Below are 26963 nucleotides of genomic sequence, written 5' to 3'. Positions count from 1 at the left end.
ATCAGTAAACGTTGGTTTTCTTTGCGTAATCGAGCTAGTTCGTTATCTTCTTCAGAGCGATTATCTTTGGCAGCGAATGAACCGGTTTCTTGATGGTTTTTAATCCAACGGTCTAAAGCCGAAGGCGTTATATCGTACTCTCTGGCAATATCTGCACGGGATTTTCCATTTTCATAAAGTTTTACTAATTGCAATTTAAATTCAGATGTAAAAGTTACGTTGACGTGACACTGTAGCACGCTCCTTTAAGTTGGTAGTCTAAGTGTACTAGCCCTTATTTTTTATGTCCAACTTAGTGTAGCCGATTCAATCTTTTAATAATCAACGCATACATATATTACCTTATAATACAGAAGATTTATCAAATGTATTTATAAAAGATGTATTAAAAACTGAATGAAAACTTCACATTAACCCTTCTATTATAAAAGCCAGTTATAAAACGATACTGGGCGTTCTCTATTTGATGTTTCTTCTATAATTGATGATTTAGTCGACTTACTACTTAAACGCTTTACAGCCTTACTATATGCCCCTACAAATACAGCTCTTAATTTAATAGTAACTGTCCGTTCTGTAGATTTCTCATCTTGTGGAAGTTTTTGCCCCCCATAATTCAGAGTTCTATTCGCAAAGTACATTCGATACATCCTTCGGACTTTGCGTCTGGCATAATAAAAAGCCACACCAATTGGGTGTGGTTGATTAAATATGTACTATTTAATTAATGCTATAGCAGAAATAATAGTTCCAACAATAGTTATGATTATTGAAAGTCTATCTTTACTTTCTTCAACGTTATTTTTCAATATATTTTTTAAAGCTCTTATTAATTTTGTAAATTCATATAAGGTTGGAATCCAAAAGATAGTGAACAGAAACACTAAAATATAGTTATTTAACTCATTTAATTGTCCACCACTATTAATAAATTTATGAACTTCTAAAATAATAGTAAAAATAATTGCATAAGGAAGAAAGAAACGTACTATTTTAAATACACTAAAGCCGATAATTTCAGGTTTACTGAAGATATAAATACCCTCAATAAATAAGACTAAAGCAATAATAAGTATTACCATTTCACTGGCGCTAAAGTAATTAAAAACATCTGCGAAAATTCTATTATTTTCAATACACAATTTAGTTGATACTAAAGCAAAAACAATAGACAATCCTAACAATATTATAAATTCTGCCATGTTCTGAATACGTATATTTTTAAATATCATAACTCTTCTTTGCATAACAATTCTCCAATTTACACTTACTTTAATAGTTGATAATGAAGTAGAAACTATCTTGTTAGATTTGGCTTATCACTACTATTTTATTTAAAATGGCTAATCATCTTCATTTACTGTTAACGATGCAGTTTCTTTTATTTTTGATTCTTCTTTTTTGTTGTTAGCAGAATCATCATATATATAGTTGCCTTTTTTATTCTTTATTACATTTACATAATGATTTAAAAAATTTACTGCTTCATTTTTTGGACTATCTCCCAAATAAAACGATTCTTCTCTTAAACCTTTAATATTTATCTCTTCTTTTTCACATAAACGTTTTTTGAGCTCTTCAAATAAGCCTAATTCTTCATATTTCTCAATTATCCCTTTTAGATCAGCAATATAAGAATGTATAGGGTATCCCATATGATATGTGATTGTTGTTTCTCCAAAACTTGATAATTCTTTAGTGGTATCTATGAGTTCCCACCCCTTTGCTAAATAAGAATCTACAAAATTAGCATCCATTGTTTGAATTCTACAATATTTTGTCATAAAAATAGCTCCCTCCTCATTTTTTACATTCACATTTTTATTATTTAAGTCGTTATTAAAACCTATTTGGATGTTTAAATTTCCAGCTATTTCTAGTCCCTTTTCAAGATACTCATCTAAGGGCATTTTTGCAACGGTATGGTCAGCTTCAAGCTCTCTTATACTCCAAGATTTCTTTACAAGATAGCGATGTTGACTCTCAAATAATTCTCTATTAGAATATTTCAATCGATCTTCATCTGTTGTTTCTCTTCCTAAATACATAATAATTTGGATAAATTTTATTTCATCAAATGATAGTTGATTTACATACTTTTCTAGCTCTCTACTTGCTTCAGTGCTTCTGCTAGTTCGTCTATTACAAGCAAGTAGATATACTGTTTTTGTGACGTTAATAAGATGGGCAAAATCCATTTTCACCCCTCCAATCATTTACCGGTATTATATATCAAATTCCAGTAATAGAAAAAACGCCTACCGAAGTAGGTGTTTTGATAAAGACTATTTATGTTGCAAAAGAATAACCAAAAATGGTTTTAAAATGTGTACTACTAGAGAAAAAAGATGAACTTGAATCGCTTTGAAAAAAATTCAGACCATATGATGAATAACAAAAATAAGACCAGGACTCATTAATATACTGTGATATGTTCCCTATTAAGTAGACAGATTAAAAAATAAAATCTGTTTATCTTAAGGGAGTATTTTTTAATTGTGTAATAAAGTGTTTTGTATTTTTACTAAAAAGGTTAAAATAGTCATTTAATACAATAAATAGATATGTTACTATAATATAGAAATTATAATTTCAAACATACATAAAAGGAGAGGTAAAAAGTGAAAAAATATCTAGTTTTTTTTACAAGTTTTTTAATTATTGTAGCAAGTCTTTTTGTTAACAGTTATACTGCTAAGGCTAGTACTGAAGATACTGGAACAAAAAACAATTCATCTTATGAATTCGTTCCAGAAAATCCAGAAGAGTATATAAGAGAATGTAATTGGGAGAAACCAACTCCTGATGCAAAATTAGTAAAAGTGGTTCATGTTAAGCATCCAGATCTTGATTCCGCAGAAGATGTAGAAAACAATACGGTTAACATTACTCCAAGAAATGGAAATGGTTTATACATTAAAAAAATTGGGAGCGAGAAAGCTTCGTGCGGTACGACTGTTCGCGCAAGAGCATCTGGTACAGGAGTTGCTAGTAACAGCACCCTTGTTTTAGATCAAAAAAATGTACAAGTCGCTAATATGTACAACACAAGTGCAACAGTTGACTCAAGCTTGATAACGAGTGCGGTAGGATATGATGTGACGTCAAAAACTAAAAAGAATGCTTACCATAGCGTAAAAACAGGCGGGTATAATTATCAAATCATTGCGTACGATGATTATGAAGTACAAAATTTTGAAGTTTGGTTTGACCCTTTTGGTCTTTGGCAAAAACCGCATGAATATAAAGGTTCTGGAGCCGCATATAGACATGTAGGTTTCTGTTATGTTGTTTATGAGATATAGTCTATAAAAATTAAGGCCATTTACAAAACAAAATTTGGATCGTAAATGGCCTTAATTTATGAAAGGATTGACGGAATTTGATAAATGTAATCAAGGGATTAAGTTTTTTAATTTCAGGGGTTTTAATTTTTGGTTTTACATACATTACAGCAGCCCAATTCGCTCAGACACTAGATGAATGGAGTGGAGAATATGGGGTTTTTGGTACAGCTTTTAGGGAAATTCATGGTTTTCAGCTGTCATTCGCTTCAATAATATTTATAGTGATAGGAATCATTCATCTTTATAAGAAGGACAAATAATTGTTATAAAATAAACAAATTCAAACAAAAACTCTAATTACTTCAATAATTAAAAAACACTTTAGAAGTGCAACTTCCGGTTAATCCTTTTTATAAATGGCTAATACGGTACGACTTTATTCTTCTATCACCATCTGAAACTAAAAAAATAAATAAGTTAACTATAACCAAGACAACCTTAGTGCTGTCTTGGTCTTCGCTTTTTCTATTTGCTTCTACGTTGCTGAATAGTAATATACAAACCAATCAAACGGTCCGTAGTCATAGTACCATTCTGCAAATCCATCAAGTGTGAAGCTTGAATAATACCATCCTTTACAGCCGGTGTAATAAAGTTTTCTGTTTCAGTTTTCATAGCTGGTAAACCTGGATTCCATGTTTGAGTCACTTTAATTTCCTCCTTTTTGTCTTCCGCACACTATAAAAAGCACCTACCCAAAGGTAAGTGTCTATATAAACAGTTTATTCAATTGCTTCATTGCTCTCTTTTTATTCTTCTTCAGTTGTTGCACCGATGTCAGCTTAACTTTTGGTGCTGGCCCTTCAATATCTTTTGTGATTTCTTGAACGTTTCTCCGTTGCTTCTGTATCTGCATCATAGTATGCCTCGATAAATTTAAGATGCTTTTTCACTACCCAGTGGTAACTCATAATCAACCTTTTCTCGCTCTTTAAATCACTTCTAAAGCTTGTTTGGGTATAAATCCAAGATGAAGAAAAACGCTCATACGCCCTCTCTAAAAGGTCTATTTGTCGCTTCCTGTTCTCTTTCTCTGCAATGATCATTAAAGCGAGTCGTTTAGTCCTTTAATTACACCCGGTACTGTTCCGCTGATTGTTTTAAATACTTGGTCACTCGTTTGATGTCGCATCCTTCCACTAGTGAAAAGACCACTCATAGAGAGTGGCTCTGCCAGCTAAATAGAGTTATGACTAATTTCAAATAGAGAGGAATATGCTTCTTACTATTCTAAGTTAATTGCAACACTTTCCACTAAACTCTCAATATCTTCAGGTTTAAATCGTTTTAAATCATATGTTGTTAATACATTACCTATTTTGTATTGATCACCATTGTGTCGAAGATCTCGATTTACATTATAGATTAATTCATTACTTGGATTGGATAATGTGTGATGATATTTCTGACAGAATTCTGTGAATGTACCACTTTGCTCATCATTTAACCACATTGCTACAAATCGGGTTTCTGAATAATTGTGTAGGTTGCGTTGTTTAGTCTCTTTAATATATTGACGAGCTTCATAAGTAACGATGGCATTCACCAGTTGAGTATCAGCATTTACACGTTTTAATATAGTTTCTAATGCTGGTTGTTGAGTGGTCATCTACTTTTCACGTGAGACTTGTTCTTTATAAGACGTTAACTGTTGAATTAAGCTATCTAACATATCCAACCCTTTTTGCACAGGTGTTGAATCGAATACAATATTATTAAATGAATTGACTAATGTTAAGAGCTTTTGTTTTTCATTCACACATTTATATGACCAATTAAATATTCTTCATTCATCTATTTCACCACCTTGAGTTTTACACTTGTTAAAATCACTCATTCCTGTACACACGCTTCGCCCAAGCATGAAAGGAATGGACAAGGTGAAACTATATAAATCAACAAAAGAACCTGAAATATATCACTATTTCAATGCAAATGAAGAAAAACTATGGATGTTTCGACATAAGTATTATGATGCTGCTGGAAAGAGAAGAAGAAAAGTGGCTTTAAAACAGAAAAAGCAGCATTGAAAGGCCTTTTGGAAGTAAAGGCTGCAACACTGCGTGGTGAAAAGAAGTTTGTAGAGAATGACCAAATGACCGTTAGTGAATGGCTCGATACATGGTATGAAATGAATCATAAAAAGTGGAAAATTGGTACACAAGTACAGCGGGAAATCATTGTACGTGTACATTTAAAGCCCCTACTCGGCCATTACAAGCTTCAAAAATTAGACAAACAAACATATCAAAGAATATTTATCAATGCTCTTGTTGGTGATTACCGGCCTAGTACAATACTTGCTTGGCATACCATCTTTAAAATTGCAATTATTCAGCGGTTGAAGAAGAAATCCTTAGCCGGAATCGCTTCACAAAAGTAACAATTCCAACAGAAGCAAAAAAGAAAAAGGAAGCTGCCAACTTCCTTACTCCTACTGAATTGGTAACTTTTTTAGATGATGCCAAACAGAATGAAAATCTTACCCACTATACTTTTTTCCTTACGATCGCTTATACAGGCATCCACCGTGGTGAAGCATTAGGATTGCAATGGAAGAATATAGACTTTCAAAACAACACCATTACAATTGAGTGTACCAGGGATGTTATTGGTATCCATACACCAAAAACAATGAATAGCTATAGAACTATTCTAGTGGATGAAATGGTTATGAAGCAACTAGAGACATATTTAAAATGGTGTAAAAAAGCATTATTTAAAAACGGCCGGAAACTGCAAGACGATTTATCAAAAGATGATACGTTTGTGTTTATATTTGAACATGCTGCAGATCCGATTGCTCCAACAAGTCCTATTTATGCTTTCAATAAAATTTTAGATCGGACTGGACTGTCAAAAACAACAATACATGGTTTAAGGCATACACATTGCACTATCTTGTTAAACCGTGGACTCAATGTGAAAGTTATTGCTGAGCGATTAGGCAATACACCAAAAATGATAATGGATGTATACGGCCATGTTCTAAAGGAATTAGAAGCTGAATCTGTATCACTCTTTAGTCAAACTTTACAGGATAGTGGGGCTAAAATTGGGGCTAATCATTAACGTATATGGCAGGAACCATTGCTATAACAAGATTCCCCAACCACATTATGCTATACTGTTTCTATTATCGAAATATATTAGAAAGAGGGATGCTAGATGACAAATTTACAGCAAATTGATGCTTATTTTGCTGAACATCGTGAGGCTCATTTAAACGAATTGAAAGAGTTTTTACAAATTCCAAGTATTAGTTCTTTATCTGAGCATAAGGAAGATATCCAACATGCAGCACAATGGCTCGCTAATGCATTTGAAAAATTAAATCTTGAGAATATCTCTATTACTCAAACTGCAGGTCATCCAGTTGTCTATGCTGATTGGTTACATGCGGAAGGCAAACCCACTATATTGTTTTATGGTCATTATGATGTACAACCTGTTGATCCTTTAAATTTATGGGAGAGCGAACCTTTCAATCCTACCATTCGCGACAATAAATTATTCGCTCGTGGTGCCAGTGATGATAAAGGGCAAGTATTTATGCACTTAAAAATGATTGAAGCTTTATTTGCAACAACAGGAACTTTACCCGTGAACGTTAAATTTATTTATGAAGGTGAAGAAGAAATTGGTAGTCCACATTTACCTTCCTTTGTTGAAGAATATAAGGAAAAATTAGCGTCGGATCTAATTTTAATTTCTGATACTGGTCTTTATGGTCCTGGTAAACCTGCAGTATGCTATGGCTTACGTGGTTTAGCAGGTATTCAAATTGATGTGCGTGGAGCTAAAGGAGATTTACACTCAGGTCTCTATGGTGGAGGCGTGCAAAATGCCATCCATGCATTAGCTGAAATATTAGCATCCTTCCGTGATGAGCATGGCACAATCCAGGTGGAGGGTTTCTACGACAATGTATTACCTTTAACAGAAGAAGAACGTGAAGCTTATCGCGCGCTTGGTTTTGATGAAGAGTCAGTTAAACAAGAGGTCGGTGTTAAAGAACTATTTGGTGAACAAGGGTTTACCTACCTAGAACGTACTTGGGCTCGTCCAACATTAGAGGTTAATGGGGTCTTTGGTGGTTTCTCTGGAGAAGGCATCAAAACGGTATTACCTGCTGAAGCAGGCGCTAAAATCACATGTCGTCTCGTCCCAAATCAAGAGCCTGATGAAATCGTGGCCCTATTAAAAGCCCACGTTGAAAAGCATAAGCCCGCTGGAGTAGAAATTAACATTTCGGAATTTGATAAAGGCCCTGCATTCTTAACACCATTTGATCATCCTTTCATTCAAGCAGCTGGACGTTCTTATGAAAAAGTTTATAATGTGCCTACTGCTTACACTCGTGGTGGTGGATCTATCCCTATCGTTGCTGCATTTGATGAAATTTTAGAAATCCCTGTAGTATTAATGGGCTTCGGTTTATCTAGTGAAAACTTCCATGCTCCTAATGAGCATTTCCATTTAGAAAACTTTGATAAAGGTTTACGCGTTTTAAGTGATTATTTATATGAAGTTTCGGAATTAAAAAAATAATTTTTTTTGATTCCATAACAAATCCCCTCAACTACTTCAGTGAGGGGATTTTCTTTGGTGCTTTATGCAATTACTGGCCAAAAACTGTAACAATTTCAGCTGATTTTTTCCGTTCTTTTCCTTTTGGCACTTCATCAAAATAACCGACTTGTAGCATCGCAATAACACGTTCACCCGGCTGTACCTTTAAGGCTTCGCGGAACTTTGGATTATCTAAAAAGCCTGGTGTTTTCCAGCAAGAGCCTATCCCTCTATCCCATGCTAACAGTTGCATATTTTGAATAAAGATACTCGCTGCACCATAATCCTCTAAACGCTCTTTTTGACGAGCATCCTCAGGTACGATAACAAAGGCATAGCCACCAGGTAACGTAAATTTCAACATCTGCTTTGCCAAGTCTTCACTTAAAAGCTCTTGCCATTTCGGAATCGTCAGGTCGCGTAATAAATGTTGTAGGTCTTCTAATTCCTTCCCACAGGCTACCACTAAGCGCCAAGGCTCACGGTTACCGTGGTTGGGTGCCCAAACTGCATCGTCGATAATGGCCAATAAATCGTCCCGATCTACAGGTTGACCATTAAATTTTTTAATGGAACGACGTTGAATAATTGCATCTCTAACCGATAAAAATTGTTTGCTCATATATCCATTCTCCTTCTACCACAAGACAACCTTTTAAGTTTATCTCTTCTACCCTCACATTATCATAAAATGATATGCTTTAAAACTACCTCATCCTAAGCAAAGCTATCCTCTATATGATAGAAAAAGTAAGTCATGCTTGGTGTATAGGCTGTGGAGTCCTCATAAAAATACGGTCGATTAATACTATCTGAAGTATGGGCATTTACATAGGGAATCCCGTTTTGAATACTAGTAACAATAACAGAGTGATCGATTCTCCCATTTCCTTGAAAATCATAAAAAATAACATCACCCAACTCCAGCTCTTCAGCGGTTTGAACACGTGTACCCTTCAACCCTATCGTTGAGCCTTCTAAATACCACCTTAAAGAGTGTGCAACAGACCAGCTAAAGCTCCAATTTCCTTGTTGAATCCACCAGCCCTTCTCTCTACTTGGTGCCCCTCGCATTGGTGCCCCACCTGCTAATAAACATTGTGATATATAGTTGGTACAGTCTACATCAAAGTTAGGAAAAGCTGGATTACGTCTATTCCACCACAAATTGGCATACTGTACAGCAGCTTGCCTATTATACATCTTTGCCATACACCCCCTCCTTATGCCATCATATGTCTCTTCAAGTATTTCTATTAGTTAGGTCCTTACTCATATTATTGTCGAAAATAGGTATAATCAGTATGTTCCTTTCCATTTTTAAGATCATTTTTGCTACAATAAGATTAAAAGAAATGTATGATTTTATTTTAGGACCAGAAGGGATGTTAAATGTGAAGCAGCATGCTGAGAAAGAAATTTTACAGCCTACTCTTTTATGCGATAAAAAGGGTAATTTAAATCCAGCAGCCATCGGATTTGCACGTAAACCATTTATCAATAGCAATTTAAGCGGCCATCTCATGCGCAAAAAGAAATGGAACTATTGGTGTGTCTACGGTGATGAAATCTTATTTTCCGCTACGATTAGTCATCTAGATTATGCAGCAGTCTGCTTCGTCTATTTCCTTGAATATGAAACGCAGCGCTATTTCGAAAAAACGATTACCATTCCCTTCGGTGGTAAATTAAAAATGCCTACACAGGTTTTAGAATCTGTATCGTTTAAAAATAGCGAAATGATGATTGATATACTATATGTACAAAATGAAACGCACCTATCCGTTTCTATTCCAAATTTTGATGGAGATATTTTACGTGCAAAGCTTATCATTCAACATCCCGCTACAGACGAAACCTTAAATGTTGTCATCCCTTGGAATCGTAAAACATTTCAATTTACAGGAAAGCATCATACACTCCCTACTTCAGGTGTTGTCACAATTGGTACTCGTCGTTATAATTTTTCGGCAGAAGAAAATTTTGCTGTCTTAGATTACGGTCGAGGTGTATGGCCGCGTGAAGCGGTATGGAATTGGGGAATGGCCTCTCAACGGGTCCGTGGAAGAAGGATTGGACTTAATTTAGGAGGAAAATGGACAGATGGAACAGGTATGACTGAAAATGCTGTTTTTGTTGATGGTAAAATGACAAAAATACATGAGGATTTATTGTTTGATTATGATTCAGAAGATTACATGCAGCGCTGGAAAGTTAAAACCAAATTCTCTCATCAAGTGTCACTAACCTTCTCTCCGTTTTTTGAACGTGTAGCCTATACAAATGCAAAGCTAGTAAAATCAGAAGTACATCAATTATTTGGTTATTATGACGGTTCCATTTTGCTCGACAATGGTGAAACATTAGTTATTCGACAAATGCTTGGATGCATTGAGGAACACCAAGCAAAATGGTAATACGAACCTTATAGAAGACGCCGCGTTCCGTGGGCTATACTTACATAAACATTCCACGGAATTCGAGCGCCTCTCCTCACATTGTTTTAAGTAAGGGCTTTTAATATTTTCTCTGGATCATCAGTAAATATCGCTTGTATTCCTAGTTGCTGTAAGTATCGAGCATCCTGCTCCTCGTTGACTGTATAAACACGTACAGATGCCCCTTCAGCGAGCGCTAGTTTTACTGATTTACGATACGCTGTAGGCAAACTAACATGGATGCCTTTAGCAGGAATGAGCGCAACGTAAGTCGAAAAATCCACTAAAACTTCTGCAAACAATGCAGCAATTTCAATATATGGTGCAATTTGAGCGACTGTTTGCAACGATTCATGATTAAAAGAAGAGATAATAACCCTCTCAGTCATTTGTTGGGCTGCTACTTCCTTTAGTACTAATGTCTCGATTCCTTCATAGGCAAACACATCTGTTTTTAGCTCAATGTTAATACGATGATTGGTACCTACAAATTGTTCTAGTACCTCCCCTAAGGTCGGAATCACTTCTCCACTATAATCCAATGAGTACCATGAGCCAAAATCAAATGTACGTAATTGCTGTAACGTAAAATCTTTTACATAGCCTGAACCATTGGAGGTACGGTTAATGGTTTCATCATGAATAACAACGACCTCTTTATCTGCTGTTAAATGAACATCTAGCTCAATCCCTGCTATAGGAAGCTTAGATGCTGCTTGAAATGCAGCAATTGTATTTTCCGGGTAGCTTGCAGAAACACCTCTGTGTGCAAAAATATCCAAAATATTAAACCTCCTCTTTTAGTAATATTCCTTTAAAACCCCAACGTAATAGTAACATATTCAGCTTTTAAGCTTTCACTTGATGGTAAATATTATATATAGTAGTATGATAATCTACTTTGAAATTGTAAGTACCTAGGAGGTGCTAAAAAATGACTGTAAAACATCCAGATTTTCAGACAGAAGTAGAGCGATTAGCGTATACCCAAAGTTATATGCAACAAATTTTAAATGAGTCACAAAGAGATTTAAAATCCGCTCAAGAAAATATTCGGAAGTCGATGGCAGATCTTGATTACTTAGATTCTAGTTTGAGTTATTTAAACATCTTAACCAATGCCCGATTCTTTGAAATGGCCCGTAATCAAAAGGAAGGGCTAGAAGCCGTTCAAAAGAAGCCTTATTTTGCCAGAATCCATTTTCAAAAGACAGGTGACCCTGAAGAACTTCTTTACATTGGAAAAACCTCGTTATTTCATCGTGAAACACATGAGCCGATTATTGTCGATTGGCGCTCACCAGTAGCGAATGTCTATTATGATGGCCGCCTTGGTGATATGGAGTACGATGTCCGTGGAGAAATTCATAAAGGGCATCTATTTGCTAAGCGACAATATAAAATTGAAAATGGCGATTTGCTCGATATACGTGATATTGATTTAACTACGAACGATGAACTGTTACAAGAAGCATTGGCTGGTAAAGCTGATGTTCGTCTAACCGAAATTGTCTCGACAATCCAAAAAGAGCAGAATGAAATTATTCGCGCACATCTTCGTCAACCAATAATTGTGCAGGGAGCAGCAGGCAGTGGAAAAACTACCATTGCCCTACACCGAATATCCTATTTCCTCTACACAATGGGTGAGCATTTTAATCCTGAGCAGCTCATGATTTTAGCACCGAATAAGTTATTTATTGATTATATTGGAGATGTCTTACCAGAACTAGGCGTCGATAAAATATGCCAAACTACTTTTACCGATTACGTTCTATCCGCCACTAAACTAAAATTAAAACTTCAAAATCCAAATGAACAATTAGAATCGCTTGTGGCAGGAGGAAATTCTCAGCCAACTGCTTGGATAGCTGAAATGAAAGGCTCTCTTTATTATCGCGATGTTATCGAACGCTATATCCAAAAACTAGAGCAAGATATTGCAGAGCAATTTGAAGATGTTTACATTGAAAGATACTGTATCATGCGAGCTTCTCACCTTAAGAAGCTATTTTTATATGAATTTTCTTATATGCCAATCGAAAAACGACTAGCACATATTAAAAAGGTGTTAGCTAGCCATGTTCGTCAGAAAAAGCAGTCTGTCTTAGCTACACTCCATAAAAAATATGATGAAGCACTAGGCAAGGCCTTAAATGGAATTCGAGATGATGAAAAACGGCGACGTGTTGTAACAAAGTTTATCGATGAACGAGATGAGCGAATTCCTGCCATTGAAAAAGAAGCCAAATCAACGGCAGCTGCATATATGCGTCGCTTTTCGAAACACAACATTAAAACTCTCTATCGTTCACTGCTCACCAACGCTGAACTTTTAGCGGAGTTGGCACCTGAATGGCATTATCTCGAACAACAGCAATTTTTACAATCACATCGCAAGGAACAATGGGCACTTGAAGATTTAGCTGCACTTTATTATTTACAGGCACGCTTAAAAGGCATCCCAGATGAATGGAAGATGCGCGTTGTCTTTATCGATGAAGTACAAGACTATAGTCTTTTTCAGCTCGCTGCTTTAAAAACAGGTTTGGATACTGATATGTTTACAATGGTTGGTGATTTAGCTCAAGGAATTCATAGCTATCGCTCATTAACTGCTTGGGAGCCTGTCCAAGGTTTATTCCCACGAGCAAGCTTTCGAACTTTGCAAAAAAGCTATCGTACAACCATTGAAATTATGGAAGTCGCTAATGAAATTTTAGCGCAAATGGATGAACAACTTCCGTTGGTGGAGCCAGTTGTTCGTCATGGCAATGTGCCTAGTTTTATTCAAGCGGAACAGTTCGACGCCTTAAAAATTAAAGAAATTTTTGACACGATTCGTCAACATGGACATCGGTCCATTGCTTTAATATGCAAAACGACTGTTGAAGCAATAATGATGCAAAACGATTTAACCGCTCACCAATTACCTGCACAGCTCCTAACTGAAAATGATTCCATTAATCAGGAAATGTTACTCGTTGTTCCAAGCCATTTAGCGAAAGGACTTGAATTTGATGCCGTTATTGTAGCTGCGTTTCATACGCCCTTTTACGACACGCCCATTGACCGAAAGCTACTCTATGTAGCACTCACACGGGCCATGCATGAGCTTTACCTAATAGGTCCCTCCAAAAATACATTCTTATTAGAAAATTAAAAAGTCGCTATAAGGCGACTTTTTTCATACCTCATTAATTTCTCGGTGGTAATCGATAGAACTTTCCTTTCGATAGATAGGCCTTAACCACTTTCCACCACGAACTTGGTGCTTCCTTCGGAGGAGACTTCTTTTTAGGCAATGCTGGCATGCGCATAATCACGACTCCTTTCATAAGGCTTATTAATACTATATGAAGATAGTACGCAATTATGCTAAAAAGGGCGATGAGTTCCTATCACTCCTCGCCCTTTTTATTATTGCTTTACATAATAATCAATTTGCTGGGCTTTCATAAAACCAGCCTTTTCATAAACAGATATTGCTTTTTTATTGTCTACTTCAACATCTAACATCACAAAAGTTGCGCCCGTTTTACTCGCATAATCCTTCGTAAAGGACAGTAAAGCCGTCCCAATACCTTGTCCTTCACAATTTGGGTGGACGGCAAGGGCTGTCACCCATTGTATTTCATTTTCCTGAGCTGTCGTCACCGTTCCAACAACTTCACCATCTCGGTAAGCTACCCATAGCTTTCTTCCATTAGTGGACGTATTGAAGGCAATGAGCTCTGTTGATTCTTCTGGTAAATCTCCAAATGCTTTACTATAAATAGCAATTAGCTCAGCCTGTTCGCCATTATAGGGAAGAATACTAATATCGTTTTGTAATGCTACAGGTTCCGCTTTTGTTTCTAAGGTCGCTTCTGAGAAGCTGTAAACATAATTTTTATTTTCAATAAATGTGTGTCCATGTGGGGAACCGTCAATAACAACAGCTAACTGCCCCTCTGCCCCTCGTTCTTTTAGCCCAACTTGTATCCCTTCAACTAATGCAGTCCCAATCCCCTTTTGGCGATATGCAGGTGTCACCACTAGTGACCACTCATACGTATGGACCCCAATTAAATCTATGGCACTTGCAGCTCCAACTAACAAATCATGATCATCCTCATACGCCAATACCATAAAGCCCTTCGATTCAAAAGAGCTAGCCATTGGCACATTCATAATAGTTTCGTATACTCGATAATCATGAATTGTCGCTTCTTCACATAATAATTTTACTTCCTTTAATGTTTCTCCATCCAATGGGAAAGACACTGTCATCACTGAAATATTCATTGTTTACTCCGTTCCTGTATCAGACTATTGCCCTATTGTAGCAAGAATGAAAATAAGCTGGCAACTAAATATATGATCACCCTCTATTAATGAGAATTTTACTTTAATCAATCTAATAATAAAAGGATTTTTACTATAAAAGTTCACAAAAACAACTAAAATTTACTATGAATACTAGATTTATAATAACCTAACAAACTCTTACTATCATTATTACTCTTTTCATCTAGTTACTTTCAAACTATATACTATTCCCTACTTCTCTATATTAATTATACTATTTATTCAAATTAATTACATTTATTAATCCTACTAAAAAAGAGTAATTTCAAATGAAATTACTCTTGTAATAGTTGCTATTAGCTATTCTTCTAAATGATAAGAGGATGAATGCAGCATTTGCGCATATAAACCACCCGATTCAATCAGCTTTTGCTGTGGCCCAGCTTCCACTAGCTCACCTTTATGCATGACTAAAACCATGTCGGCATTATGCACTGTATTTAATCGGTGTGCAATAACAAAGCTTGTGCGTCCTTGCATTAATGTATCAAGTGCCTCTTGAATCGCCATTTCTGTTACTGTGTCGATACTGCTTGTCGCTTCATCTAACAATAAAATTTTAGGGTCCGCAATAAGTGCACGTGCAATTGATAGCAATTGTTTTTGGCCTTGGGAAATTTCTCGTCCATCTGCAGCAAGAATCGTATCGTATCCATCTTTGAGCTTCATAATAAAGTCATGTGCATTAGCACGCTTAGCGGCTTCCTCAATATCAGCATCACTTGCATTTAATTGGCCATATCGGATATTTTCACGAACAGTTGCTTCAAATAAAAATGGGTCCTGCAATACAAAAGCCATTTGGGAACGCAAGGATGGACGATCAATTTCCTGAACGTTAATGCCATCAAATAACACTTCGCCCTTTAACACTTCGTAGAACCTGGCAATAAGTTGAAGGATTGTCGTTTTCCCTGCTCCTGTAGCTCCTACAAGAGCTACCGTCTGTCCAGGCTCCACTTGAAAATCAACATTTTTTAATGTGTAAGATTCCTGGTCATGTGCATATTTAAAATACACTTGCTTAAATGCTACATGACCCAATAACTGGTGATCTTTCGCTGAGGTAGATTCTACTTCTGGTTGTTCGTCCAGTAACGCAAATACTCTTTCAGCACCAGCAATAGCTGATAACACTGTGTTAAATTGATTTGCTAAATCATTTAATGGACGTGTAAATTGGCGAGCATATTCAGTAAATATAACGATAACCCCTATTGACACATGCCCATATAAAGCAAGTACACCCCCTATTCCCGCAACAATAGTAAAGCTCATATTATTTAAGAAATTCATGACCTTTGGAATATAACCAGAATATGTCTGTGCCCAAAATCCCGTTCTTCTTAATCTCAAGCTTTTTTCCTGAAACTCTATCTTCATTCTTTCCTCTTGGGAAAAAGCTTTCACAATGCGCTGTCCAGATATGGTTTCTTCTATCATGCCGTTCAAGGCCCCAATAGCTGCTTGCTGCTCCTTAAATAAGGGAGCCGTTCTACGTGTAATCCACCGCATTGCCCAAAACATAAAGGGAATAATGGTCATGGTTAAAATGGTTAGCAACGGACTTAAGCTCAGCATAATAATAATGGTTCCTCCAAGCGTTAATACACTTGAAAACACCTGAATAAAAGAACTATTTAGCGTTGAACTGACCGCTTCGATATCATTCGTCATTCGGCTCATTAATTCGCCATGTTGACGTCGATCAAAGAACGCAATCGGCAGTCGTTGAAAATGACCAAATACACTTGTTCTTAGCCTGTAAATCGTTTGCTGAGCAATACCAATCATCCAATAATTTTGCAGGAACAGGGAGACGGCTAGCAGCATATAAATGCCCATTAATAAAACAATACCCTTGCCTAAGCCAGCTAGCTCTCCATGCATAACATAGTGATCAATCATTCGGCCAATCACATATGGGCCAACTAAAGCCAAAATTGAACTCGTCATGACTAGTAAAAGAACTACTACTAGAAGTGCTCGTTGCTCATCAACAATTTTCCATAACCGTAGCAATGTACTTTTCCAATCACTTGCTCGTGGCCCTTTCTTTTTCTTCACAGCCTGCTGAAGATCATCTTTAGTCAAGATCGGCTCATAGCCAAAAGGTTTTTGGAAAAATCCCATTATTCCTCCACCTCCTGTTGAGAGACTGCAATTTTTTTATAAAGCGTTGAGGATTGTAAAAGCTCTTCATGGGTTCCATATGCAACTACTTTTCCAGCATCAATAAGTAAAATACGGTCTGCACCTTTAGCTGTACGAATTTTTTGCGTGACCACCAGCATCGTAGCCTGTTCTTCGCTCAGTGCCTCCCAAAGCGCCTGTTCTGTTTTGACATCCAATGCACTTGTACTATCATCGAGCATTAATATATGCCCTTTTCTCAAGAGTGCTCTCGCAATGGATAGCCTTTGTTTTTGCCCTCCAGATAAGTTGACCCCCTTTTGCCCAACCTTAGTGTCATAACCATTTGGAAAATCCTCAACAGATGCATGTATTTGAGCTTGCATTGTAGCCTGTAGTACAGTATCCATTTCAGCATGCGTATCTCCCCAACGCACATTATCCGCAATACTGCCTGTAAATAACAAAGACTGCTGAGGGACATAACCTATAACTTCACGTAACTCTTGTAAATCCCACTGTTGAACATCCTGTCCCTCTACTAATATTCTTCCCTCAGTTACTTCATAAAAACGAGGAATAAGTTGTAACAAAGTGGATTTACCAGCACCAGTCGCCCCCAATATCGCTAATTTTTCACCCGAATTAACTTGGAAATTAACATCTGATAGGACTGGCACCTCTCCTCCTGGATAAGTAAAACTAACATGTTCAAATGTTAACTCACCGTAGCGTATACCTTGACTGATTTCTTCTGAAAATGAAACTTCCTCCACCTCATTTTCTGTGGAAAGAACTTCTGCCATACGCTCAGCTGACGCCTTTGCACGCGCATAAAAGATTATAATAAAAGCGAACATTGAAAACGAGCCTGTCATACGCATCGCATAGTTGACAATCGCAACAATATCTCCAAGTGGTGTTGTCCCAGCTGCAACCTGTTTTGTACCAAACCATAAGACGGCGAGTAGACTCATATTCATAATGAATAAAAGAACTGGCATAATGTATTCCATTATGCGTAAAGCCTTTACAGTATCCAATTTCAAACGAGATGCAACCTCATCAAAGCGTGAAGCCTCATATGTCCCTCGTAAGTATGCCTTTACTAAACGTATAGCTTGTAAATTCTCCTGTAAAACCCTATTTAAACGGTCAACTCTTTTCTGCACTCTGCCAAAATAAGACACGCCCTTTGCGACCATAAAAATAAGGAAAATTAAAATGATAGGTGCACCTATGACTAAAAACAAGGCTAATTTTGCATTCACAATAAAAGCCATTACTATACTTCCTAGCACAGCAAGGGGTGCCCGAAGCATAATACGTAAGCTCATAAACAGCACCGTTTGTACCTGTGTAACATCATTGGTTAATCTCGTAATCAAGGATGCCGTAGAAAATTTTTGATAGGTTGCTAGTGTAAAGGATTGGATTTTATCAAACATGGCATTTCGTAGATCATAAGAAAAGCTTTGAGCAGTATGAGATGAAAAGTATGAATTAATGATACCCGCCATAAAGGCAACAAATGAAAGTCCAAGTAAAACAGCACCCCATTGCACAATCATTTCGTGATTTTGAGCCCTTATTCCATCATCAATGATTTTAGCCATAATAAGCGGCTGTACAAGCTCCACAAATAACTCTAACAACATTAAACATAAAGCAAAGATAGCAGTCCATTTATAAGGTCTTACATAGGAAAAAACTTCTTTCACATTCTTTCCCCCTTGTCCTAAGATAAAATTTCATAGCTAGTTAAAAATTCTTACACAATAGTATATTTATGCTTTCTCACCTGCGATTGAAAGCCATGTTACACATACAAGCATAACGAATACCCCTATTAATTGCCAAAATCCTAGAGAAGTACCGAAGACAATAACTGATATAATCATAGCCGTCAATGGTTCAATGCTAGAGAGGATACTCGTTTCCACAGCTGTTATATATTTCATACTACTTAAAAACAATATGAAAGCGACTGTTCCAAAAAATATTAAAGCAAACATCAACAGAAGCGTCTTAAAATTAGTAAAAACGGTCCATTGGTCGGACAGCCATACTCGGCTCACAATGCCTAATGTAAGACCACCTATTAGCATCCCCCAACCAACAACTAACAGGACATTCCACTCTCTCATTAAACGTGCAGGATATAATGTGTAAAAGGCAAAGGTTAAGCCTACTGCTACACCCCATAGCAATGCTTTTGGACTAATAAGCAAACTATTAAATGAAGCGTTCGTTAGTAGTAGAAATAACCCCATAAGGGTACCAATAATTCCTATTACTTGATATTTTGGTGGCCATTTCTTTAAACTAAGAGAGACATATGCCACAACAAATATTGGCGCTAGAAACTGTAGCAAGGTCGCTAGCACAGCATTACTTTCATGAATTGCTGCTACAAATGCAAATTGAACACCTAGCATACCTACAATACCAAAAACAATGAGCTGTCTACCCCATAGTTTGTGCTGCCAAATACCAAAAATGTTTTTTCCAGTTAACAATAAATATGTAAGTAGTATCATACCTGCAACCGATAAACGGATTGTTAACATAAAGGAAACTGTCAATGATGTATGGTTTAGTAACCACTCCATCAAGGGGCCAGTCGCACCCCATAACATAGCACCTGAGACGATAAATAGTATTCCTTTTAAACGTTGCATACAAATCCTGCTTCCTATATACGTACTAAAAAATGTTATTTTTCTTCAAATCTTTTCTTGAATATCACTAGAAAAGTCCTAATTCTTTTCATTATCAAATATTTACAAATATATTCATAATGACTAATTCCATATAATTATCTATAATATTAGTATATATTGATTACCCAAGGAGATCGAAAACTCATGAGTCATATGCATAAATCATTTACGATTGATGAACATTATTTAAATTCACTTCCTTTTCCTGCAATAATTCTAAATCAAGATGGACAAGCCACTATCTGGGGAAAGAGCGCTGAACATCTGATTGGTTTATCAACTAACGATATTACAGGAAATACTACTCCATCTATACACGAAAATCTACTACGTCAGCTTCCAGTAGAAACTTTTCAAGCTATCCTACAAAACGAGGACAGCACGTTTATAGAGAAAATTCAAATTCACACCGCTTCAAAAACAGAAATGTCGACAGCACTACTTGCTAAACCTTATACAGAACAAGGAGAACGTTTGATTCTCATGGTTTTTATGCCGCCAGAATTAATGACTAATGCTGTCTCTCATTGCAGTACATTTGTAGACCTTAAACAAGGATTGGATGCTACATTTATGACTGTAACACTCGATCATGATGGTTTTATCTTAGAATGTAATAATGAGTTTCTAAAAACAAGTCAATGGACACCCAAGCGTGTTATCGGCAAAACTTTTTGGCAGCTGTTTCCAGATAATGATACTAGTGAAAAAGTGACAAATACTATCTGGCGTAATTTAAACAATGGTCACACATGGCAAGGTGAAGTTGAAAAAATCACAAAAGCGGGGCAATCCTATTGGGTATTACTAACGGCTATCCCAACTTTTAATCTAGAAACAGGTGAACAGCAATTTTTCTTAATTGAAAAGGATATTACTAAATCAAAAACTATCCAACACCAGCTTGAGAAAATAGCTTATATCGATACAGAAACTGGGCTCATGAATGCCCACCGACTTGAAAAGGTCATTAGCAATATGATTGAGGATGACAGACACTTTTCATTTGTCTATTTAAGTATTGATAAATTTTATACTTTAAAAGAACTGCACGACCAACAAATCGATCAAAGCTTAATTATTGAATTTACAAATCGTATAAAGATGTATTTCCAGGATAGCACGATGGCTCGTATCAATGAAAATGATTTTGTGGTTATCACTCCTTTAAGTGAATGGTTTATTCAAGGCTTTTTATCATACTTACAACAGCACCCTATTTATAGTGGTAATATCGCAGTACCCATCTCTATTAGTGGTGGTATCACAAGATATCCAGAGGATCAAACAACATTTTCGCAGCTTATGAAAGCGTCTATTGCTACTATTTCTACTGTGCGTGAAGCTGGTGGAGATAAAATTGTGTCACTATCAACAGCGACACATAAAGCTTTAAATCGTAAAGCATTAATTGAAAAACGATTATTACAAGCACTCGATCAAAAAAATCTAAAGGTTCTTTACCAGCCACAAATCGATGTTTATTCTGGGAAAATTACAGCTGTTGAGGCACTTGTACGTTGGGAAGATGAAGTGATTGGCGTGGTTTCACCAGATGAATTAATTCCTATCGCAGAAGAGACAGGACTAATTAATAATATCGGTTCCTTTATGCTAGAGAGAGCTTGTGAGCAGGCGTTAATTTGGAAAAAAGCTGGCCATGAATTAAAAGTATCCATCAACTCTTCTGTACGTGAGTTCCGTGATAAAAATATGGCTAAGTCCATTCTTGAAATGATAGCTAAAACAGGATGTCCAGCCAACCTTCTGCAAATTGAAATCACTGAAAAATTTGCTTTAGAGGCAGAAGCTGCAACATCTATTGCTCAGCAAATGCGCAAACTAGAAAACGAAGGCATATCTTTCATTTTAGATGATTTCGGTACGGGCTATGGATCATTTAGGTATATGCAAATTTTACCAATAGATACAGTGAAAATCGATCAAACATTTACGAATTCTCTGCTAAAATCCGAAAAGAGCCAAAAGCTTATGAACGGTATGGTACAGCTTGGTAAATCTATGGAACTTAAAGTTGTAGCTGAAGGTGTAGAAACAGCTGAACAGGCTGATTTATTAATTACTTATGGTTGTGATGCTATTCAAGGCTACTATATTAGTAAGCCTGTAACACCGGATGAAATCGAAGCATTGCTTATAAAAAAATGATATTATAAAAAGGAGGTTGCGTATCATAGCATATACGCAGCCTCCTATTATTTTTACCTTTTATAGACCTTTTGGAATTTCACTTTACTTGAACGGACCGAACGGAAAATGAGTTGAATAATTACTTCTGCAAAGACCAGCCCAATCACAATAGCCCCTGTTATTAAAAATGCCTTTAAACCATACTGTAAGCCTTGTAAATAATCATCCTCTACAACATTTCTCATGGCATTATAAGCCATGCCTCCTGGCACTAACGGAATAATTCCACCAACAATAAAAATAATCATCGGTATTTTAAAGCGCCGCGCATATAGATGAGCCACGATGGCAATGACGAATGAACCAAAGAAAGAGGCTTTAACAACATCCATTCCTTGCTCCGTTAAAATATAATAAATAATCCAGCCAATTACCCCAACGAGACCGCAATGAAGTAGCGTCTTCCTAGGTACATTAAAAATGATGGCAATTCCAGCCGTAGCAAAAAAACTAACAACTAATTGTATGATAATGTCCATTATGTGCATGCTAGTGGCCTCCTAAAATCCTAGGGTGACGGCAATAGCTGCCCCTATGGCAAAGGCAGTTAAAAAGGCTTCTGCTCCTTTTGCCATCCCTGACATAAAATGACCTGCCATTAAATCACGAACTGCATTCGTAATCAAAATTCCTGGTACGAGCGGCATAACAGAACTAATTATAATTTTATCTAGCTCGGTCCCGTAACCATACTTTACCGCAAAGAAGGCAACAAAGCCGAGAACGAGTGATGCTGTAAATTCAGAGAAAAATTTAACTTTAGTTAAATGATTCATTATTACAAGCACTAGGAAGCCTAACCCTCCTGCTACAACAGCGATAGGAAAATCGGACCACCCTCCCTTAAACATAATAAGGAAACAACCACTTGCAAAAGCGGCGGCAATAACTTGTAAATAGGTTGGTAAAAAATAATTTGTTTTTTGTATCGACTTTAGCTCGTCATAAGCTTCTTCTAATGTTATCATGTGAGATGTGAGTCTCCGAGATACTGAATTTACCAAGGCTATTTTTTGTAAATCTGTAACCCTACTGGAAATTGATGAAATTCTCGTTGGCTGTGTCTTGCCTAACGAAAAAATGATTCCAGTCGGTGTGGCATAACATTGAGCATTTGGCATATTTTGAGAATGTGCCATCCTCAGCATCGTATCCTCCACACGGTATGTTTCTGCACCACTTTCAATCATAATACGCCCTGCAAGCAACAAACAGTCAATCGTAAGTTCATTATCCGCTTCTTGTAAGACCATTACAGCTATCTGCCTCCTTCAAAAGGTTCCTTGCCAATAGTATCGAACTGCCATTAAAAACACAACTGAAAATTTCAGCAAAAAATTTGGCTTTTTTTAAAATTTAATTTTACTTATTGATCTTCGGTTGTTCTATTTTGGTAAGGGTTCTATATCCACTAATACAGTAGTATAACCACGTTCATCATACTACTTCAAGAAGGAAAAATGGCTAGCGTTAATTTCTATAAATTCACAATAAAAGTTTATAGATTTGTATAACTTTTTTCATGATTGGCACGTCTGATTGTATAGAAAATAAAAATGAGGGGAGCGTATCCAACACCATGCAGGAACGCAGAAAAAAACGCGGCCCAATAATAGATTTTTTATTACTTGGCCTCATTGTAGCTTTAACAACTATTATACTTGTTATTATCCTATCAAAGGATGAATTTAAGTTTCAAAAAATTAGTGCTTCAAAAGAAAGCAACACAGAATCGGTTAATAGTAATATATCAACGGAAAGTTCTGCGTTTCCAGGGATACGAATTGTAACAGACGTTTCTAATGATAAACGTACACCTTTTGCCATTCATTACCCACAAACAGATAACGAAGTTTTTAATGATGCCGTATTACAATACATAACGGATTCAAAAGAAAACTATCTAGCCTCTATGAAAAAAGATAAAGAAGTTATGGGTGAATTAAATATTAGTCTTGAAACATTTCCATATCGAGAGCATTACTATTCATTTGTGCTAACAAAAATGCTTTACGTAGGTGGAGCTAACCATGAGGTCACAACGAAAACATTCTTCATTAATAATGAAACTGGCGAGCAAATTACTATTCAAACATTATTACAAAATGACGAGAATAATTTATCTACGTTAGCCGCAAGTGTGCGAAAAGATTTACAGAAGAACCTTCAAATAAAGGATGAGCTTTTAAAAGATGAACTATTAAAAGCAACTGAGCCAAAATGGTCTAATTTCACTCGCTTTGCAATTGCAGACGATGCGTTACAATTCTATTTCGATGAATACGAGATTGCTAGCGGATCGGCAGGTGCCCCAATAGTGAAACTACCCCTCTCGCTCATTAACCCATTGTTAGCCTCTGAGTTTCAAATTGCTATGGAAAATGTAAAACCAACTAATCCACCACCGACTGGTGATCCAAATAAAAAAAGAATTGCGCTGACTTTTGATGATGGTCCACACCCAAAGGTGACGGAGCAAATATTAAACATTCTCGATAAATATCACGCAAAAGCAACCTTCTTTATGCTTGGTAGTCGTGTACAATATTATCCTGATATTGCAAGAGATGTACTTGCACGTGGCCATGAAATAGGAAATCATTCATGGAACCACCCAGTACTAACGAAGCTTACGCAAGAACAAGTGATGAAAGAATATAATACGACTACCGCTGAAATAGAGAAGGCCATTAATCACGGTGCCACGGTTTTCAGACCGCCGTATGGAGCGACTAATGACACAATTGACGCTGAGATTCCTGTTCCCGTCGTGCTTTGGACAATTGATACATTAGACTGGAAGCATCGTAATGCACAACAATTATTGCCAAATGTAAAAAATAATTTACACAACAATGCAATAGTACTAATGCATGATATCCATCAATCTACTGCAGATGGGCTTGATGCTGTCCTTGCCTATTTACAAGGTCAAGGCTATGAATTTGTAACGGTTTCTGAGATTTTGCCCTATCGTCAAAAGTAAAAAACTATATGCATTTTAAAGAAAGTCCAATGAATTCAAGTTGAATTCATTGGACTTTTTCTGTTATTTAAGGATTAATGTATCCAGAGGTTTAAAGTCTTTTAACTGATAGCTTTTCACTTCATTGCGCGCTACTGTATAAAGAGCGTCCTCTATATAAACAACTCTTTGTACAACCTGCTCCCAATTTTCATATGGCTCACCGTTTGTAGCACTCATAATATTTCCTTTTAGAACAATTCCTTTATTTGCTGTAATTTCATAAATTTGAGCACCCTGACCCTTATAAAGAATATTATCCCCTTTACCCGCTTCGTATTGGACAACTGGGAAGCCAAAGTAGTTGTATTCCTTATTTCGGAATAGCGCTTTTGGATTATATTGAACTTCAGAATAGGAACCCTTTCCGCCAATTTTCACGGTAGATTGTTCTTTCGGGTTTTTGAAGTCTGATACGTCAAACAATGACATTTTCATATTAGTTGTCACCGTAAAATTACGCTTCGTAAACGAATCATAGCGTTGCTCTGTATCATAGCCAATACCAATTAAATGTGTGTCATCTAATGGATGCAAGTAATTACTAAAGCCTGGAATCTTTAACTCTCCAAGGATTGCTGGTTTTTTCGGATTTGCTACATCAATGACAAACAATGGATCGACTTCCTTAAATGTCACCACATATGCCTTATTACCCATAAATCGAGCAGAATAAATTTTCTCCCCAGGTGCCATATCTTTCACTGTACCTAGTGTTTTTAACTGTTCATCCAAAATAAAGAGGTGGTTATAGGAGGTGCTTTTCTCATCCCATATATTTCCTTCTGTCGTAAAGATTCGTAAATTGCCCTTATACTCATCCATTGAATATTGATTTAATACAGTCCCCTTTACTTCAGTACTACCAGTGAAATTCAATGTTGTTCCATCTACATTCCATTTAAAAATTTGCGTGTCAGCTGCTCTTGGCATCCATATCATATCCATCGCGCGTTTTTCTAATGGAATAGCGTTATTCCCGTCATAAATGGGCGTCGTTAAATATAGCGCATTCTCTGACATATAAAGTCCACTACTGCCGCCCAAGTATCCTTTTGTATTAGCCGTTGTTGTAGCACCATTTTTTAAATCAACAGCTGTTATTAAACTATAGGTACCATCCATTGTATTAGGCAAAATTGATATTTTTTCTAAAGGTAAGCTTTTGAACACTTCTCCCGTCAAACTATCATATGTTTTTGGTTTTAGATCTACTTTTTGCTCTTGTTGTAATACCCAATAGTTTGGATACATATTACCAATTAAATAGAGTGTGTCCTTGGTAATGCGGATATCCCGTAAATATCCTTCTTGCCCCACATCGCGTATATGTCTTGGGTTGTTTGGATTGGAAATATCATAAAATGAAGCTGTGACCATTCCTGTGCCTGCTTTTTCAATATATTGGTCCCCTATAGCTATTAATAAATTATCATATAGCGCAAGCTTTGAAATATATTGCGACTCCTTCAGCTTAATATTTGCAGCCTGTTTCAAATGCTGGGGGTCTTTAGCGTTAACAACTGTAATGCTTTGGTCTTTTGCAGTAAAAATAAAGCCATCTTTTACAACAACAATATCGCCCTCTTCTACACCTTCCACTTGATTATTAGTAGTAGACTCGTTACTGGTTGTTGCTTTGTCTTCGCTTTTAGCACTTGACATCTCCTCTTCTGCAATTCCACCTCTTGGGGCCTTTAGCAAGTTATTGAAATATTGTTCTAATTCTTTTTCTGATTGAACGGCAGTTAACGTCTCAATAATTGTAAATGGAATAACTTGTGCAGTTACATTCAGTCCTCTCTGTGCAAAGGCTTCTTTTTTTACATGTAATTGATAACTGCCTGGTACAAGTCCCTTTACAACTAATGTTTTTTGATCCTCTAACAATGCAATCGTTGCAGGGACTTTTTTCCCTTTTTCTGTCGTTACATACACATTGTCAGTAAGTTTATTCTTCTTTAAGCTTACAGAAAATGATGCTTGCCAACTTTGGGTAGCCATCCCCACACTAGCAGCCTTAGCAGTTACCTCTGTATTTACTGCCCATGTGAAAATACCAGGCACAATCGCTATAACAGCTATCAAAATGAATGCCAGCCATTTATTTTTCATTATTTTACCTCTCCTTCATATACTTGTTTATCCATTAGACTAGGAAAAA

At 36.5% G+C, this 26963-nt stretch carries 25 protein-coding genes and 1 pseudogene; 8 read left to right on the top strand and 18 right to left on the bottom strand.

The genetic code is table 11. The features are described from left to right. The 4 genes from ACP3VS_RS15705 to ACP3VS_RS15690 all read right to left on the bottom strand — a co-directional run. Positions 1–239 (bottom strand): transposase (locus tag ACP3VS_RS15705; protein WP_426389171.1); only part of this gene is annotated, 239 nt, incomplete at its 3' end. Positions 240–422: 183 nt separating this feature from the next. After that, positions 423–641, bottom strand: a complete 219-nt coding sequence (locus tag ACP3VS_RS15700; protein ID WP_036217861.1) for a hypothetical protein — start codon at positions 639–641, stop codon at positions 423–425. A gap of 75 nt (positions 642–716) precedes the next feature. Then, complete coding sequence (locus ACP3VS_RS15695) at positions 717–1247, bottom strand: hypothetical protein (protein ID WP_036217863.1); 531 nt, start codon at positions 1245–1247, stop codon at positions 717–719. Positions 1248–1343: 96 nt separating this feature from the next. After that, positions 1344–2198 (bottom strand): hypothetical protein, encoded by an 855-nt coding sequence (locus ACP3VS_RS15690; RefSeq protein ID WP_426389169.1) that lies wholly within the window; start codon positions 2196–2198, stop codon positions 1344–1346. A 423-nt stretch (positions 2199–2621) separates the two neighbouring features. Between ACP3VS_RS15690 and ACP3VS_RS15685 the strand changes: the two genes are divergently transcribed. Further along, complete coding sequence (locus ACP3VS_RS15685; protein ID WP_036217811.1) at positions 2622–3305, top strand: hypothetical protein; 684 nt, start codon at positions 2622–2624, stop codon at positions 3303–3305. Positions 3306–3382: 77 nt separating this feature from the next. After that, positions 3383–3607 carry a hypothetical protein gene (locus tag ACP3VS_RS15680; RefSeq protein WP_051800310.1) on the top strand — a complete coding sequence of 75 codons (225 nt, stop codon included), beginning with the start codon at positions 3383–3385 and terminating at the stop codon, positions 3605–3607. 205 nt (positions 3608–3812) lie between these two features. On the opposite strand, the gene ACP3VS_RS15675 is transcribed toward ACP3VS_RS15680, so the two are convergent. From ACP3VS_RS15675 to ACP3VS_RS15665, 3 genes are all read right to left on the bottom strand, one after another. Then, positions 3813–3995, bottom strand: coding sequence for a hypothetical protein (locus ACP3VS_RS15675; protein ID WP_036217809.1), 183 nt, complete (start codon positions 3993–3995; stop codon positions 3813–3815). Positions 3996–4056: 61 nt separating this feature from the next. Beyond that, entirely contained in the window at positions 4057–4206 is a 150-nt protein-coding gene (locus ACP3VS_RS15670) for a hypothetical protein (RefSeq protein ID WP_155273088.1), read from the bottom strand. 366 nt (positions 4207–4572) lie between these two features. Next, positions 4573–4956, bottom strand: a complete 384-nt coding sequence (locus ACP3VS_RS15665; RefSeq protein WP_036217807.1) for a hypothetical protein — start codon at positions 4954–4956, stop codon at positions 4573–4575. Between the two features lie 262 nt (positions 4957–5218). Here ACP3VS_RS15665 and ACP3VS_RS15660 point away from each other — a divergent pair. Together ACP3VS_RS15660 and ACP3VS_RS15655 are read left to right on the top strand one after the other, a co-directional pair. Next, a pseudogene (locus ACP3VS_RS15660) lies at positions 5219–6419 on the top strand (tyrosine-type recombinase/integrase). 96 nt (positions 6420–6515) lie between these two features. After that, positions 6516–7898: a dipeptidase gene (locus ACP3VS_RS15655; protein WP_012292640.1), complete on the top strand. Its 1383-nt coding sequence runs from the start codon at positions 6516–6518 to the stop codon at positions 7896–7898. A 70-nt stretch (positions 7899–7968) separates the two neighbouring features. On the opposite strand, the gene ACP3VS_RS15650 is transcribed toward ACP3VS_RS15655, so the two are convergent. Both ACP3VS_RS15650 and ACP3VS_RS15645 read right to left on the bottom strand, forming a co-directional pair. Further along, positions 7969–8541: a nitroreductase family protein gene (locus tag ACP3VS_RS15650; RefSeq protein WP_281486757.1), complete on the bottom strand. Its 573-nt coding sequence runs from the start codon at positions 8539–8541 to the stop codon at positions 7969–7971. 95 nt (positions 8542–8636) lie between these two features. Further along, entirely contained in the window at positions 8637–9131 is a 495-nt protein-coding gene (locus ACP3VS_RS15645) for an amidase domain-containing protein (protein WP_012292638.1), read from the bottom strand. A 182-nt stretch (positions 9132–9313) separates the two neighbouring features. On the opposite strand from ACP3VS_RS15645, the gene ACP3VS_RS15640 reads away from it, so the two are divergent. Next, positions 9314–10336 carry a DUF2804 domain-containing protein gene (locus ACP3VS_RS15640; protein ID WP_031418389.1) on the top strand — a complete coding sequence of 341 codons (1023 nt, stop codon included), beginning with the start codon at positions 9314–9316 and terminating at the stop codon, positions 10334–10336. A gap of 86 nt (positions 10337–10422) precedes the next feature. Here the strand turns inward: ACP3VS_RS15640 and ACP3VS_RS15635 are convergent, their stop codons facing one another. After that, positions 10423–11139: a glycerophosphodiester phosphodiesterase gene (locus tag ACP3VS_RS15635; RefSeq protein WP_012292636.1), complete on the bottom strand. Its 717-nt coding sequence runs from the start codon at positions 11137–11139 to the stop codon at positions 10423–10425. A gap of 152 nt (positions 11140–11291) precedes the next feature. On the opposite strand from ACP3VS_RS15635, the gene helD reads away from it, so the two are divergent. Further along, entirely contained in the window at positions 11292–13520 is a 2229-nt protein-coding gene (gene helD / locus ACP3VS_RS15630) for an RNA polymerase recycling motor HelD (protein WP_012292635.1), read from the top strand. Between the two features lie 34 nt (positions 13521–13554). Here the strand turns inward: helD and ACP3VS_RS15625 are convergent, their stop codons facing one another. From ACP3VS_RS15625 to ACP3VS_RS15605, 5 genes are all read right to left on the bottom strand, one after another. Further along, positions 13555–13677, bottom strand: coding sequence for a hypothetical protein (locus ACP3VS_RS15625; protein WP_255350390.1), 123 nt, complete (start codon positions 13675–13677; stop codon positions 13555–13557). A gap of 100 nt (positions 13678–13777) precedes the next feature. Beyond that, entirely contained in the window at positions 13778–14644 is an 867-nt protein-coding gene (locus tag ACP3VS_RS15620; protein ID WP_012292634.1) for a GNAT family N-acetyltransferase, read from the bottom strand. A 363-nt stretch (positions 14645–15007) separates the two neighbouring features. Then, positions 15008–16840 carry an ABC transporter ATP-binding protein gene (locus ACP3VS_RS15615; protein ID WP_426389165.1) on the bottom strand — a complete coding sequence of 611 codons (1833 nt, stop codon included), beginning with the start codon at positions 16838–16840 and terminating at the stop codon, positions 15008–15010. Beyond that, entirely contained in the window at positions 16840–18561 is a 1722-nt protein-coding gene (locus tag ACP3VS_RS15610; protein WP_426389163.1) for an ABC transporter ATP-binding protein, read from the bottom strand. Before ACP3VS_RS15610 ends, ACP3VS_RS15615 begins: the two co-directional genes overlap by 1 nt. A 66-nt stretch (positions 18562–18627) precedes the next feature. Further along, the gene (locus ACP3VS_RS15605) at positions 18628–19521 is read right to left on the bottom strand and encodes a DMT family transporter (RefSeq protein WP_012292630.1); all 894 of its coding nucleotides are present in this window, start codon (positions 19519–19521) and stop codon (positions 18628–18630) included. Between the two features lie 186 nt (positions 19522–19707). Between ACP3VS_RS15605 and ACP3VS_RS15600 the strand changes: the two genes are divergently transcribed. After that, positions 19708–21732 carry an EAL domain-containing protein gene (locus ACP3VS_RS15600; protein WP_012292629.1) on the top strand — a complete coding sequence of 675 codons (2025 nt, stop codon included), beginning with the start codon at positions 19708–19710 and terminating at the stop codon, positions 21730–21732. A 53-nt stretch (positions 21733–21785) separates the two neighbouring features. Here the strand turns inward: ACP3VS_RS15600 and ACP3VS_RS15595 are convergent, their stop codons facing one another. Together ACP3VS_RS15595 and ACP3VS_RS15590 are read right to left on the bottom strand one after the other, a co-directional pair. Continuing rightward, a complete protein-coding gene (locus tag ACP3VS_RS15595; RefSeq protein ID WP_036160690.1) occupies positions 21786–22262 on the bottom strand; it encodes a threonine/serine exporter family protein in 477 nt (158 codons plus the stop codon). Positions 22263–22274: 12 nt separating this feature from the next. Then, complete coding sequence (locus ACP3VS_RS15590; RefSeq protein WP_012292627.1) at positions 22275–23027, bottom strand: threonine/serine exporter family protein; 753 nt, start codon at positions 23025–23027, stop codon at positions 22275–22277. A gap of 326 nt (positions 23028–23353) precedes the next feature. Between ACP3VS_RS15590 and ACP3VS_RS15585 the strand changes: the two genes are divergently transcribed. Further along, entirely contained in the window at positions 23354–24760 is a 1407-nt protein-coding gene (locus ACP3VS_RS15585) for a polysaccharide deacetylase family protein (RefSeq protein WP_036160688.1), read from the top strand. 63 nt (positions 24761–24823) lie between these two features. Here ACP3VS_RS15585 and ACP3VS_RS15580 read toward each other — a convergent pair whose 3' ends face one another. Beyond that, the gene (locus tag ACP3VS_RS15580; protein ID WP_200990823.1) at positions 24824–26914 is read right to left on the bottom strand and encodes a beta-propeller domain-containing protein; all 2091 of its coding nucleotides are present in this window, start codon (positions 26912–26914) and stop codon (positions 24824–24826) included. Between the last annotated feature and the right edge of the window lie 49 nt (positions 26915–26963).

This window comes from Lysinibacillus sp. VIII_CA (genome assembly GCF_049943995.1).
Classification (GTDB): domain Bacteria; phylum Bacillota; class Bacilli; order Bacillales_A; family Planococcaceae; genus Lysinibacillus; species Lysinibacillus pinottii.
The sequence above is the reverse complement of the archived record's forward strand: the minus strand, read 5'-3'. Positions and strand labels throughout refer to the sequence as shown.

What these genes read in the sequence shown, in the direction of transcription:
- ACP3VS_RS15700 (WP_036217861.1), bottom strand. Translation starts at nt 641, where the DNA reads ATGTACTTTGCGAATAGAACTCTGAATTATGGGGGGCAAAAACTTCCA.
- ACP3VS_RS15695 (WP_036217863.1), bottom strand. Translation starts at nt 1,247, where the DNA reads ATGCAAAGAAGAGTTATGATATTTAAAAATATACGTATTCAGAACATG.
- ACP3VS_RS15690 (WP_426389169.1), bottom strand. Translation starts at nt 2,198, where the DNA reads ATGGATTTTGCCCATCTTATTAACGTCACAAAAACAGTATATCTACTT.
- ACP3VS_RS15670 (WP_155273088.1), bottom strand. Translation starts at nt 4,206, where the DNA reads ATGATGCAGATACAGAAGCAACGGAGAAACGTTCAAGAAATCACAAAA.
- ACP3VS_RS15665 (WP_036217807.1), bottom strand. Translation starts at nt 4,956, where the DNA reads ATGACCACTCAACAACCAGCATTAGAAACTATATTAAAACGTGTAAAT.
- ACP3VS_RS15655 (WP_012292640.1), top strand. Translation starts at nt 6,516, where the DNA reads ATGACAAATTTACAGCAAATTGATGCTTATTTTGCTGAACATCGTGAG.
- ACP3VS_RS15650 (WP_281486757.1), bottom strand. Translation starts at nt 8,541, where the DNA reads ATGAGCAAACAATTTTTATCGGTTAGAGATGCAATTATTCAACGTCGT.
- ACP3VS_RS15645 (WP_012292638.1), bottom strand. Translation starts at nt 9,131, where the DNA reads ATGGCAAAGATGTATAATAGGCAAGCTGCTGTACAGTATGCCAATTTG.
- helD (WP_012292635.1), top strand. Translation starts at nt 11,292, where the DNA reads ATGACTGTAAAACATCCAGATTTTCAGACAGAAGTAGAGCGATTAGCG.
- ACP3VS_RS15625 (WP_255350390.1), bottom strand. Translation starts at nt 13,677, where the DNA reads ATGCGCATGCCAGCATTGCCTAAAAAGAAGTCTCCTCCGAAGGAAGCA.
- ACP3VS_RS15620 (WP_012292634.1), bottom strand. Translation starts at nt 14,644, where the DNA reads ATGAATATTTCAGTGATGACAGTGTCTTTCCCATTGGATGGAGAAACA.
- ACP3VS_RS15615 (WP_426389165.1), bottom strand. Translation starts at nt 16,840, where the DNA reads ATGGGATTTTTCCAAAAACCTTTTGGCTATGAGCCGATCTTGACTAAA.
- ACP3VS_RS15605 (WP_012292630.1), bottom strand. Translation starts at nt 19,521, where the DNA reads ATGCAACGTTTAAAAGGAATACTATTTATCGTCTCAGGTGCTATGTTA.
- ACP3VS_RS15600 (WP_012292629.1), top strand. Translation starts at nt 19,708, where the DNA reads ATGAGTCATATGCATAAATCATTTACGATTGATGAACATTATTTAAAT.
- ACP3VS_RS15595 (WP_036160690.1), bottom strand. Translation starts at nt 22,262, where the DNA reads ATGCACATAATGGACATTATCATACAATTAGTTGTTAGTTTTTTTGCT.
- ACP3VS_RS15590 (WP_012292627.1), bottom strand. Translation starts at nt 23,027, where the DNA reads ATGGTCTTACAAGAAGCGGATAATGAACTTACGATTGACTGTTTGTTG.
- ACP3VS_RS15585 (WP_036160688.1), top strand. Translation starts at nt 23,354, where the DNA reads ATGCAGGAACGCAGAAAAAAACGCGGCCCAATAATAGATTTTTTATTA.
- ACP3VS_RS15580 (WP_200990823.1), bottom strand. Translation starts at nt 26,914, where the DNA reads ATGAAAAATAAATGGCTGGCATTCATTTTGATAGCTGTTATAGCGATT.